At 66.0% G+C, this 11331-nt stretch carries 10 protein-coding genes and 1 pseudogene; 8 read left to right on the top strand and 3 right to left on the bottom strand.

The features are described 5' to 3' along the window. Positions 1 to 125 (top strand): annotated as a pseudogene (locus tag AC5P88_RS16985) (IS110 family transposase); the annotation flags it as partial. A 34-nt stretch (positions 126 to 159) separates the two neighbouring features. Here the strand turns inward: AC5P88_RS16985 and AC5P88_RS16980 are convergent. Next, positions 160 to 1179: a zinc-binding alcohol dehydrogenase family protein gene (locus AC5P88_RS16980; RefSeq protein WP_106551239.1), complete on the bottom strand. Its 1020-nt coding sequence runs from the start codon at positions 1177 to 1179 to the stop codon at positions 160 to 162. Between the two features lie 357 nt (positions 1180 to 1536). Between AC5P88_RS16980 and AC5P88_RS16975 the strand changes: the two genes are divergently transcribed. The 4 genes from AC5P88_RS16975 to AC5P88_RS16960 all read left to right on the top strand — a co-directional run bounded on the left by AC5P88_RS16975 (position 1537) and on the right by AC5P88_RS16960 (position 4615). Further along, complete coding sequence (locus AC5P88_RS16975; protein ID WP_005408234.1) at positions 1537 to 2637, top strand: OmpA family protein; 1101 nt, start codon at positions 1537 to 1539, stop codon at positions 2635 to 2637. A gap of 220 nt (positions 2638 to 2857) precedes the next feature. Then, complete coding sequence (locus AC5P88_RS16970) at positions 2858 to 3364, top strand: hypothetical protein (RefSeq protein ID WP_049430334.1); 507 nt, start codon at positions 2858 to 2860, stop codon at positions 3362 to 3364. Between the two features lie 20 nt (positions 3365 to 3384). Beyond that, a complete protein-coding gene (locus tag AC5P88_RS16965; RefSeq protein WP_106551238.1) occupies positions 3385 to 4194 on the top strand; it encodes a pseudouridine synthase in 810 nt (269 codons plus the stop codon). Between the two features lie 85 nt (positions 4195 to 4279). Further along, positions 4280 to 4615, top strand: coding sequence for a hypothetical protein (locus AC5P88_RS16960; RefSeq protein WP_005412356.1), 336 nt, complete (start codon positions 4280 to 4282; stop codon positions 4613 to 4615). A 118-nt stretch (positions 4616 to 4733) separates the two neighbouring features. On the opposite strand, the gene kbl is transcribed toward AC5P88_RS16960, so the two are convergent. Then, the gene (gene kbl / locus AC5P88_RS16955) at positions 4734 to 5942 is read right to left on the bottom strand and encodes a glycine C-acetyltransferase (RefSeq protein ID WP_106551237.1); all 1209 of its coding nucleotides are present in this window, start codon (positions 5940 to 5942) and stop codon (positions 4734 to 4736) included. Positions 5943 to 6141: 199 nt separating this feature from the next. Here kbl and AC5P88_RS16950 point away from each other — a divergent pair, with 199 nt between their 5' ends. Beyond that, on the top strand, positions 6142 to 6834 hold the full coding sequence (locus AC5P88_RS16950; protein WP_106551236.1) for a TorF family putative porin: 693 nt from the start codon (positions 6142 to 6144) through the stop codon (positions 6832 to 6834). A 129-nt stretch (positions 6835 to 6963) separates the two neighbouring features. Here AC5P88_RS16950 and tdh read toward each other — a convergent pair whose 3' ends face one another. Further along, positions 6964 to 7986 (bottom strand): L-threonine 3-dehydrogenase, encoded by a 1023-nt coding sequence (gene tdh, locus AC5P88_RS16945; RefSeq protein WP_010483949.1) that lies wholly within the window; start codon positions 7984 to 7986, stop codon positions 6964 to 6966. A 294-nt stretch (positions 7987 to 8280) separates the two neighbouring features. On the opposite strand from tdh, the gene AC5P88_RS16940 reads away from it, so the two are divergent. After that, positions 8281 to 10446: a S46 family peptidase gene (locus tag AC5P88_RS16940; protein ID WP_111111258.1), complete on the top strand. Its 2166-nt coding sequence runs from the start codon at positions 8281 to 8283 to the stop codon at positions 10444 to 10446. 208 nt (positions 10447 to 10654) lie between these two features. Beyond that, the gene (locus tag AC5P88_RS16935) at positions 10655 to 11299 is read left to right on the top strand and encodes a histidine phosphatase family protein (protein WP_049430321.1); all 645 of its coding nucleotides are present in this window, start codon (positions 10655 to 10657) and stop codon (positions 11297 to 11299) included. Positions 11300 to 11331 lie beyond the last annotated feature (32 nt).

Here is an 11331-nt window from a genome sequence, read left to right as displayed (position 1 = left end):
TCTTTGAATCACTCGTCAGGCAGGGCAAACCGGGCAAGGTGGCTTTGGTCGCGGTGATGCGCAAAATGCTGGTGATCCTCAACGCCCGCAAACGGGATGCGGAGGCCCAGATGGCCTCCGCCTGACAAGACAGTTGCTACACCGGCGTTCCAGCCTGGCTCAATCGCCCCAGCCCGCCAGCGCCAGCTTGCCGACCGTGCGTCCGCTGGCCAGGCGCTGATGCGCGATGTCCAGATTCGCCGCATTGATCGTGCCCAGCGTCTCGCTGAGGGTGCCACGCAGCTGGCCAGCGTCGATCATGCTGGCCGCGCGGCTGAGGATGCGGTGCTGTTCGATGCGGTCTGCAGTGGCGAAGCGCGAACGCGCGAACATGAATTCCCAGTGGATGCCGATGCACTTGGCCTTGTAGGGATCGCCGATGCGCAGCGCACCGCGCGGTTCGACGATGAGGCCGACATGGCCCTGTGGCGCCAGCAGCTGGCCCAGCGCCTCCCAGTAATGGTCGGTGTCGGCCAGGTTGAGGGCGACCTGTACTGCGTCGATGCCCACTGCCTGCAGCTGGGGCAGCAGCGGCTGCCGGTGGTCGATCACATGCTGGGCACCCATCCGCCGGCACCAGTCGATCGACGACTCGCGCGAGGCGGTGGCGATCACCTCGAATCCTGCATGCCGGCCCAGCTGGATCGCCATCGATCCAACGCCGCCTGCTCCGCCGATCACCAGCAGGTGCTGGCCGGCATGGCGGCGGTCATCCAGCTGCAATGGCATGCGCTGGAACAGCAGTTCCCATGCCGTAAGCGTGGTCAGTGGCAGGGCGGCCGCTTCGGCGAAGTCGAGCGTGGTCGGCTTGCGTGCTACCAGGCGTTCGTCCACAAGATGGAACTGCGCATTGCAGCCCGGGCGGGTGACATCACCGGCGTAGTAGACCTCGTCGCCGGACGCGAACAGGCTGGCGTCCTCGCCGATCGCTTCGACCACGCCGGCGGCGTCCCAGCCGAGCACGCGGGGTGCTTCGAGCGTGGCTGGATCGGTGGCCGCCCGCTGCTTGCCGTCGACCGGATTCACCGAGACGGCCTCGACCCGGATCAGCAGGTCGCGGCCACCCGGAGGCAGCGGCGGAGGCAGGTGGATATCGCAGAGGGCGGGGGCGGATTCACGACTCAGGGCGACGGCTTTCATCTCGGCTCCGGCTGGGTTCGTGGCTCCATCATAGAGTTCCTCACGTTTCAGCAGATGCGCTGAATCGCGCGGAGCAACCTGTTGCGCAATATGTCGTATTCCGCACCTAAACCCCGTCAAACCCTTGCGGCGTGAGGGTCTTGCGGTTTTTCATCATCCTGTATAGGGTTTCAACGTCGGACCGGTGGAGGGTCGGGCACAACACTTCACATGTTACGGGACTGTTAACATGACCTTCACCCGCCTGAGCATAATGTTCGCGGCGGTGGCGTGCTGAATCGGCTGTCGAACATCGACGCACTAGTGCTGGCCCATGCCTCTACCGGTTTCATACCCCCGAAATAGGAGCTGTACTCAATGAACAAGAAGATCCTTACTGCCGCGCTGCTGGGTGGTCTGGCTTTCGCCCAGGCTGCGTCCGCGCAGGAGTTCGATGACCGCTGGTACCTGACCGGTTCGGCCGGCTTCAACTTCCAGGACAGCGACCGCCTGACCAATGACGCCCCGTTCGTCACCCTGGGCCTGGGCAAGTTCATCAGCCCGAACTGGTCGCTGGACGGTGAGCTGAACTATCAGAACCCGAACTTCGACGCCAACAAGGACATGAACTGGTCGCAGTACGGCGTCTCGCTGGACCTGCGTCGCCACTTCATCAAGGAAGGCCGCGGCTGGAACCCGTACCTGCTGGCCGGCCTGGGCTACCAGAAGTCGGAAGAAGAGTACAACCCGATCAGCGGTGGCCTGGCTGACCGCAAGGACGGCAACTTTGCCGCCAAGGTCGGCGTCGGTCTGCAGACCACCTTCGAGAAGCGCGTTGCTGTCCGTGCCGAAGTCGCCTACCGCGCTGATTTCGACGACCAGAGCGTGAACCCGAAGCGTGCCGGCAACGATGAAAGCTGGTTCGGCGACGTGCTGGCTTCGGTCGGCGTCGTGATCCCGCTGGGCCCGGCTCCGGTCGCGGCTGCTCCGGCCCCGGCTCCGGTTGCCCCGAGCTGCGCCGACCTGGATGACGACGGTGACGGCGTCAACAACTGCGACGACAAGTGCCCGAACTCGCAGCCGGGTCAGACCATCGGTCCGGACGGTTGCCCGGTGCCGGTCTCCATCGACCTGAAGGGCGTCAACTTCGACTTCGACAAGTCGAACCTGCGTCCGGACGCCGTGGCGATCCTGAGCGAAGCCACCGAGATCCTGAAGCGTTACCCGGATCTGCGCGTTGAAGTCGCCGGTCACACCGACTCGAAGGGTACCGACGCTTACAACCAGAAGCTGTCGGAGCGTCGTGCTACCGCCGTGTACAACTACCTGACCAAGAACGGCGTTGACGCCGGTCGCCTGGTCGGCCCGATCGGCTACGGCGAGAGCCGTCCGATTGCTCCGAACACCAACCCGGATGGTTCGGACAACCCGGAAGGTCGCGCCAAGAACCGTCGTACCGAGCTGAACGTCCAGAACTAAGTTCTGACGCTCTGCCCGCAAGACACAGCAGGACCCGGCTTCGGCCGGGTCTTGTTGTTTCTGAGGTGCGGAATCCAGGTATCTGTTGATCCAGGAGCAACCGTTCGTCGGGTTTTTGTCCGTAAAACCAATGAGTTGCCGTATTCATTGAAAGTGGCGCTTGAAAGCTGTCGCGGCATTGCTAAACTCGCCGCGTCACTTCCTTTCGTGGATGCCCCTCATGCTGCGCTCTGCATCGGCCGCCTTCCTGGCGCTGGCCCTGGTTCCCGCCGCCCACGCTGCGGTCGATTGCTCGGTCAACGCCAGCGCCTCGCCGCTGCCGTTGCCGGCCACGACCATCGCGCCGGTGGCCGACGAGCTGTACATCCGTGGCAACCAGCTGGGCATGCCGGCCGGTGTGCTGAGCAGCAACTACGATCCGTCGCAGTCGCTGGACCAGGTGCTGCAGCGCCTGCGCATCGACGGCTGCCAGAACATCGCCAAGGCCATTCCGAGCGCACCGGCGGTGAAGCCGAACGATCCGGCGGCCTACAAGCCGCAGACCGAATTCGACAACACGCCCTGGCGCTTCGACATGAGCCAGAACGGCAAGCGCATGACCGCCGAAGAGTTCGACGCCTGGATGAAGGCGCGCGGCGTGCGCGTGGTCAAGGCGCGTCCGGCTCCGGCCACCACCCCGGCTCCGGCCGAAGCACCGGCTGAGACCAAGCCGGTCGACAAGAAGTAAGCGCTGCGGGGAGCAGAGGCTTGCGCACGCGCCGCCCACCTGCCGCCCCCGCTGCCCGCTCCCACGCACCGCGTGGGCGTGCGACGCCCGCTGCCGCAGCCGCCGGTGTCCGTCATGGCCTGGCGCGCGTGCTGTCCAAGGCTGGCGTGTGCTCGCGCAGCGAGGCCGCGCGCTGGATCGCCGATGGCCGCGTACGCGTGTCCGGGCGCATCGTCCGTGACCCCGAGTTTCCGATTGCACAGCCGGCGCCGCCGATCGAGGTCGACGGCCAGCCGTTGGGCGCGCCGCAGCGCCTGTACCTGATGCTCAACAAGCCGCGCGGGGTGGTGACAACCGTGCAGGACGAGCGTGGCCGCGACACCGTCTATCGCTGCTTCGATGGCGCAGGCCTGCCGTGGATCGCACCGGTCGGGCGGTTGGACAAGGCCAGCGAGGGGCTGTTGCTGTTCAGCAACGATCCGCAGTGGGCCGCGCGCCTGACCGATCCGGAAACCGGCCCGCAGAAGACCTACCACGTGCAGGTGGACCGCCTGCCCGACGAGGACACCCTGGCTGCGCTGCGCGCCGGTGTCGAGGACGAAGGCGAGTTCCTCGTCGCCCAGGCCGTGCGCGTGCTGCGCAGTGGTGACAAGACCGCGTGGCTGGAGGTGGTTCTCGACGAGGGCCGCAACCGCCACATCCGCCGCCTGTTGGCGGCCTTCGACCTGCAGGTGCTGCGCCTGGTCCGGGTCGCGATCGGTGGGCTGCAGCTCGGCGATCTCGGCAAGGGCCAGTGGCGGGTGCTGGAGGTCAGTGACCAGCAGCGGCTGGGGGCCGCTGCACCGGGCTGATGATCGCCCGCGGCCGGCAGCTGCCGGCCACCGTTCCAGGCGTAGGGGGCGCCTGGTTGTTGAATTTCCCGAACGGAGCCTGCCCATGTACCACCCGACCCTCAATCAAACCCTGCGCTGCGCAGGCCTGCTGCTGCCGATGGTGCTGCTGACCGCGTGCGGCGGCCACAAGAAAGTGGCCAAGGCGGAAACGCCGGCCGAGACCCCGGTGGTGGAAGTGAAGACCCCGGAACTGGATGGCCGTGGCAGCTACCGCTTCCTGATGAGCAACGGCGACAAGAAGATGACCGCCGATGAATTCGATGCCTGGATGAAGGCCAACGGCATCCGCGTTGCCAAGGGCAACGGCCAGGACGCTGCCGCCAAGCCGGTGGTGGTGGCCAGCAAGGACGAACCGAAGGGCAAGAAGAAAAAGAAATGACGCGCGTCGCGCGTCATTTCGGTAGCGCCGGGCCGTGCCCGGCGAGCGCATAGCGCGGCTATCGGGAAACCGCCGGGCATGGCCCGGCGCTAACCGTGGGGATCCGACCCCGGGGCGATCAGCCCTTGATCACGCCCAGCTCGACACCGATGCGGGTGAACGCATCGATCGCGCGGTCCAGCTGTTCGCGGGTGTGCGCGGCACTGATCTGGGTGCGGATGCGGGCCTGGCCCTTGGGCACCACCGGGAAGAAGAAGCCGATCGCGTAGATGCCTTCTTCCAGCAGGCGCTCGGCGAACTTCTGCGCCAGCGGTGCGTCGTACAGCATCACCGGGCTGATCGGATGCACGCCCGGCTTCACGTCGAAACCGGCGGCGACCATCTTCTCGCGGAAGTGGCGGGTGTTCTCCACCAGGGTGTCGCGCAGGTCATCGGCGGCGGCCAGCATCTCGAACGCCTTGATGCCGGCGGCGACCACGTGCGGCGGCAGCGAGTTGGAGAACAGGTAGGGGCGCGAACGCTGGCGCAGCAGTTCGATCACCTCGGCGCTGGCGCAGGTGAAGCCACCCAGCGCACCACCCATGGCCTTGCCCAGGGTACCGGTGATGATGTCGATCTTCTCCAGCACGCCCTTCACTTCGGCCGAGCCGCGGCCGGTGGCGCCGAGGAAGCCGGTGGCGTGGCACTCATCGATGTGCACCAGTGCGTTGTATTTCTTCGCCAGTGCGGTGATCTCGTCCAGCGGGGCGATGAAGCCGTCCATCGAGAACACGCCGTCGGTGGTGATCAGCTTGGTCTTGCAGCCGGCGGCATCGGCGGCCTGCAGCTGGGCTTCCAGGTCGGCCATGTCGCAGTTGGCGTAGCGGAAGCGCTTGGCCTTGCACAGGCGCACGCCGTCGATGATCGAGGCGTGGTTCAGTGCATCGGAAATGATCGCGTCATTCTCGCCGAGCAGCGGCTCGAACAGGCCGCCGTTGGCATCGAAGCAGGCGGCGTACAGGATGGTGTCCTGCTTGCCGAAGAAGTCGGCGATCTGCTTCTCCAGCTGCTTGTGCAGGTCCTGGGTGCCGCAGATGAAGCGCACCGAGGCCATGCCGAAGCCGTGGGTATCCAGCGCATCCTTGGCGGCCTGGATCAGGTCCGGGTGGTCGGCCAGGCCCAGGTAGTTGTTGGCACAGAAGTTCAGCACCTTGCGGCCGTCGTCGAGGGTGATCTCGGCCGACTGCGGGCTGGTGATGATCCGCTCGGACTTGAACAGGCCCTGGGCGCGGATGGCGTCCAGTTCCTCGGCGTAGTGGCGGGTCAGGGCGGAGGAGGCGTCGGTCATGGCGTGGGCACGGCTCAGCACGGGGAAACCACTGATTCTACCGGGCAACGATGGCCATCGACCGGGCCGGGCAGGGCACCGCCACGGGCGGCACATGTTGCATCGCAATAGCAAACGGGTTAAAAATTCGTGAACCGCGCCTGTCTGGCGCCGGTTGCCCGCTCCCCCCTTCCCGCCCCCGCCACCCTCGGAGACGCCCATGAAGCACGCCCGTGCCTGCCTCGCCATTGCCGCCGCCCTGACCCTCGCGCCGTTCGCCGCCAGCGCCCAGGACAACGAATCGCCGTACAGCTGGAACGTCACCGCCGTGTCGGACTACCTGTTCCGTGGTGTGTCGCAGACCGATGAGGATCCGACTCTGCAGGCCGGATTCACCTACACCAGCCCGGTTGGCCTGTACGCCGGCGTGTGGGGTTCGGGTGTGGATTTTGGTCCGGGTGACCCGAAGACCGAGGTCGACTACCTGATCGGCTACGGCGTGGACGTCACCGAGCGCGTCAACTTCGATGTGCTGCTGAACCGTTACACCTACCTGAAGTCCAGCCACCAGAACTACAACGAGCTGATCACCACCACCACGCTGGATGACACCTACAAGCTGACGGTGGCCTACACCAACGATGTATGGAACAGCAGCACCGATGGCTGGTACTTCGGCCTGGGCGGCAGCTGGGGCCTGCCGAAGGACTTCACCCTGAATGCCAACGTCGGTCGCAGCACCTTCGAGGACGGCATCGCCAAGGACTACACCGACTGGAACGTCGGCGTCGCGCGCCAGTTCGGCCTGTTCAACGTCGGCCTGGGCTACTACGGCACCGATGGCAACGGCCGTGACAATTCGGGCAAGCTGGCGCACAGCCGCGTCATGCTGAGCGTGGCCGTGGGCAAGTAACCCTTGCTTCGGTGGTAGGTGCCAGGCTTGCCTGGCACGCTTTACGAAAAAGGCGCCCATCGGGCGCCTTTTTCAATTCCAGGGTGTGCCGAGCAAGCTTGGCACCCACCCATCGCCCGCGGCGAAGGATCAATTCCAGCTGAGCACGACCTTGCCGGCCTTGCCTTCTTCCATCAGGTCGAAGCCCTTCTGGAAGTCGTCGATCGGCAACTGGTGGGTCATCACCTTGCCGAGCGGGAAGCCGGACAGCACCAGCTGGGTCATCTTGTACCAGGTCTCGTACATCTTGCGGCCGTAGATGCCCTGCACGGTCAGGCCCTTGAAGATGATCTTGTCCCAGTCGCAGCCGGCGCCCTTGGGCATGATGCCGAGCATGGCGATCTTGCCGCCGTGGTACATGCAGTCGAGCATGTCGTTGAACGCGCGCGGGTTGCCGCTCATTTCCAGGCCCACGTCGAAGCCCTCCATGTGCAGTTCCTTCATCACGTCCTTCAGCGACTGGTTGGCGACGTTGACCACCCGGGTTGCACCCATGTCGGCGGCCAGCTTCAGGCGGAAGTCGTTGACGTCGGTCACCACGACGTTGCGCGCGCCGATGTGCTTGCAGATGCCGGCGGCGATGATGCCGATCGGGCCGGCACCGGTGATCAGCACGTCTTCGCCGATCACATTGAATTCCAGCGCACAGTGCGCGGCGTTGCCATACGGGTCGAAGAACGCAGCCAGCTCCGACGGGATCTGGTCCGGGATCGGCCACAGGTTGCTGGCCGGCATCACCATGTATTCGGCGAAGGCGCCGTTGACGTTGACGCCGATGCCGACGGTGTTCGGGCACAGGTGCGGGCGGCCACCACGGCAGTTGCGGCAGTGGCCGCAGACGATATGGCCTTCGGCCGAGACGCGCTGGCCGATCTCGTAGCCGGTCACGGCCGAGCCGAGTGCGGCGACGCGACCGACGAACTCGTGGCCGATGGTCAGGCCCGGCTTGATGGTGCGCTGGCTCCACTCGTCCCACAGGTAGATGTGCAGGTCGGTGCCGCAGATCGCGGTCTTCTCCAGCTTGATCAGGACCTCGTTCGGGCCCGGGGTCGGAACCGGAACTTCTTCCAGCCAGATGCCCTTGGCCGCTTCGCGCTTGACCAGGGCCTTCATCGTTTGCTGCGCCATCGGGGTGGAACTCATCAGGGGGAAAGCGCGGATTATAGGGTGCCGCGCGGAATTCCCATGTTGCGCTGCGGGTGCATTGGCGGAACGAAAGGCGTGCGCCAGCGGGCGTTTCGAACGGCGCCGCCGCGCTTGCCGGGCATGGCCCGGCGCTACCGGAGCGGGAAATCGTACGGGTAGCGCCGGGCCATGCCCGGCGAGCCGGGGCCCATGACTTCCGGGGTTCGGGCCGGGGCAGGGCGGCGGGCTACAATCGAGGGTTCCACTACCAGGGGCCGCTCCATGCGCTCGAACCTGCTTGCATTCTCCATCGTCGCCAGCCTCGGGCTGGCCCAGGTCGCCCATGCCGCTGAAGGCATGTGGGTGCCGCAGCAGCTGCCGGAAATCGCCGGCCCGCTGCAGAAGGCCGGCCTGAAGCTGTCCCCGGAGCAGCTGTCCAACCTCACCGGCGACCCGATGGGCGCGGTGGTCGCCCTCGGCGGCTGCACCGCCAGCTTCGTTTCGCCGCAGGGCCTGGTGGTCACCAATCACCACTGCGCCTATGGCGCCATCCAGCTGAATTCGACCGCGCAGAAGAACCTGATCAAGGACGGCTTCAACGCCCCGAAGCACAGCGATGAACTGAGCGCCGGCCCGAACGCCCGCGTCTACGTGCTCGACCAGATCACCGACGTCACCGCGCAGGCCAAGGCCGCGATTGCCGCGGCGGGCAACGACCCGCTGGCCCGCAGCCGCGCGCTGGACGCCTTCGACAAGGCCCAGGTCGCCGCCTGTGAAGCCGAAGAAGGCTTCCGCTGCCGCCTGTACACCTTCTCCGGCGGCAACACCTACCGCCTGTTCCGCAACATGGAAATCAAGGACGTGCGCCTGGTCTACGCGCCCCCGGGCAGCGTCGGCAAGTACGGCGGCGACGTCGACAACTGGATGTGGCCGCGCCACACCGGTGACTTCTCGTTCTACCGCGCCTACGTTGGCAAGGACGGCAAGCCGGCGGCGTTCTCGGCCGACAACGTGCCGTACCAGCCCAAGCACTTCCTGAAGTTCACCGACCAGCCGCTGGGCGCCGGTGACTTCGTGATGGTGGCCGGCTACCCGGGCCGCACCAACCGCTATGCGCTGGCCGGCGAGTTCAACGAAACCGCCAGCTGGACCTACCCGACCATCGCCCGCCACTACAACGCGGTGCTGAAGATGATCGACGAGGCCGGCAAGGCTGATGCCGACGTCAAGGTGAAGTACGCCGCGACCGCCGCCAGCATGAACAACGTGGCCAAGAACTACTCGGGCCAGCTGGAAGGCTTCAAGCGCATCGACGCGGCGGGCCAGAAGCAGGCCGAAGAAGCCGCCGTGCTGGCGTGGCTGAAGAAGCAGGGCGCCGCCGGCAAGCCGGCACTGGCCGCGCACGCGCAGCTGGTCAAGCATCTGGACACCAGCAAGGCCACCCGCGAGCGTGACCTGTTCGTCGGCCAGTTCAACAACACCCAGGCGGTCAGCGCCGCCATCGGCCTGTATCGCCTGTCGATCGAGCGCACCAAGCCGGACGCCGAGCGCGAAGTCGGTTACCAGCAGCGCGACCTGCCGACCCTGGAAGGCGGCCTGAAGCAGATGGATCGCCGCTATGTGGCGAAGATGGACCAGCAGCTGCAGGCCTACTGGCTGGACCAGTACGTCGCCCTGCCGGCTGCACAGCGCAACAACGACGTGCTGAACACCTGGCTGGGCGGCAGCGATGCCAACGCGGTCAAGGCGCTGGTCACCAAGCTGTCGGGCACCGAGCTGGGCAGCCTGGACGCACGCCTGAAGTGGTTCAAGGCCGACCGCGCCGCGTTTGAAGCCAGCAGCGATCCGGCCATCCAGTACGCGGTGGCGATCATGCCGTCGCTGCTGAAGCAGGAAGAGCAGAAGAAGATCCGCGAAGGCGAGTCGCTGACCGCGCGTCCGCTGTACCTGCAGGCACTGGCCGACTACAAGAAGAGCCAGGGCGAGTTCGTGTACCCGGATGCCAACCTGTCGCTGCGCATCACCTTCGGCAACGTGATGGGCTATGAGCCCAAGGACGGCGTGGCCTACACCCCGTTCACCACGCTGGAAGGCATCGTCGCCAAGGACACCGGCGTCGATCCGTTCGATGCACCCAAGGCGCTGCTCGATGCGGTCAAGGCCAAGCGTTACGGCGGCCTGGAAGACAAGCGCATCGGCTCGGTGCCGGTGAACTTCCTGTCCAACCTGGACATCACCGGTGGCAACTCCGGTTCGCCGGTGCTGGACGCCAACGGCAAGCTGGTCGGCCTGGCCTTCGACGGCAACTGGGAATCGGTCAGCTCCAACTGGGTGTTCGACCCGGTGATGACCCGCATGATCTCGGTCGACAGCCGCTACATGCAGTGGATCATGCAGGAAGTGGCGCCGGCACCGGAGCTGCTGAAGGAATTGAACCTGGCGAAATAAGGTAGTGCCGGCCGCTGGCCGGCAACGCCGGCACGCCCGGTGCGCAATTCATCCACGCATGGCGTGGATCTACCAACCCCGCGACCCACGTCGCGGGGTTTTTTCATGCCCGGCCCGGTGCGCCGAACAGGTATCATCCGTATTCCGCGTACTTCACAGGATGTGAACGAAACGCGGAAACCTCCTCCCCCCAGGACCCCTTGTTCGCATGCGCATCCTGCTTGCCCGTCACGGCGAAACGCCGTGGAACGCCGAAGGCCGCTACCAGGGCCAGATCGACATCCCGCTTTCGCCGATTGGTGAAGCCCAGGCCCAGGCACTGGGTGCCCGCCTGGCCTCGGTGGATATCACCCGTGCCGTCGCTTCGCCGCTGTCGCGCGCGCAGCGCACCGCGCAGCTGGCGCTCGGCGCCGCCCGTGCCGACATGCTGCTGACCGAGCCGGAGCTGCAGGAAATCGCCCACGGTGAGTGGGAAGGCCTGCTGGCCAGCGAAATCAACGAAAAGGATCCGTCGCGGCTGCAGGCCTGGCGCGAGGAACCCGATACCGTGCTGATGCCCGGCGGTGAATCGCTGCGCCTGGTACTGGAGCGCAGCTGGCGCGGCCTGGCCCGTGCCACCGAAGGCCTCGGCGAGCACGACACCCTGCTGGTGGTCGCCCATGACGCGGTCAACCGCGTGATCCTGTGCAAGGTGCTGGGCCTGCCGATCTCCCGCCTGTGGACCTTCCGCCAGGCACCGACCACGCTCAACCTGCTCGAAGGCCCCGACCTGGACAGCCTGGAAGTGGTGCGCCTGAACGACTGTGCCCACCACACGCCGTTCTTCGGTGAAGCCAAGCACCGCGCCCTCTGATCCATTCCCCCGCATCAACTGCTTCTGCTGGA

The sequence above is a fragment of the Stenotrophomonas sp. YJH_SMC_8 genome (genome assembly GCF_059371315.1).
The sequence above is the reverse complement of the archived record's forward strand: the minus strand, read 5'-3'. Positions and strand labels throughout refer to the sequence as shown.

Bases quoted from the DNA above. Each gene is read 5' to 3' on its own strand.
- AC5P88_RS16980 (WP_106551239.1), bottom strand. From the start codon at position 1,179: ATGAAAGCCGTCGCCCTGAGTCGTGAATCCGCCCCCGCCCTCTGCGAT.
- AC5P88_RS16975 (WP_005408234.1), top strand. From the start codon at position 1,537: ATGAACAAGAAGATCCTTACTGCCGCGCTGCTGGGTGGTCTGGCTTTC.
- AC5P88_RS16970 (WP_049430334.1), top strand. From the start codon at position 2,858: ATGCTGCGCTCTGCATCGGCCGCCTTCCTGGCGCTGGCCCTGGTTCCC.
- AC5P88_RS16960 (WP_005412356.1), top strand. From the start codon at position 4,280: ATGTACCACCCGACCCTCAATCAAACCCTGCGCTGCGCAGGCCTGCTG.
- kbl (WP_106551237.1), bottom strand. From the start codon at position 5,942: ATGACCGACGCCTCCTCCGCCCTGACCCGCCACTACGCCGAGGAACTG.
- AC5P88_RS16950 (WP_106551236.1), top strand. From the start codon at position 6,142: ATGAAGCACGCCCGTGCCTGCCTCGCCATTGCCGCCGCCCTGACCCTC.
- tdh (WP_010483949.1), bottom strand. From the start codon at position 7,986: ATGAAGGCCCTGGTCAAGCGCGAAGCGGCCAAGGGCATCTGGCTGGAA.
- AC5P88_RS16940 (WP_111111258.1), top strand. From the start codon at position 8,281: ATGCGCTCGAACCTGCTTGCATTCTCCATCGTCGCCAGCCTCGGGCTG.
- AC5P88_RS16935 (WP_049430321.1), top strand. From the start codon at position 10,655: ATGCGCATCCTGCTTGCCCGTCACGGCGAAACGCCGTGGAACGCCGAA.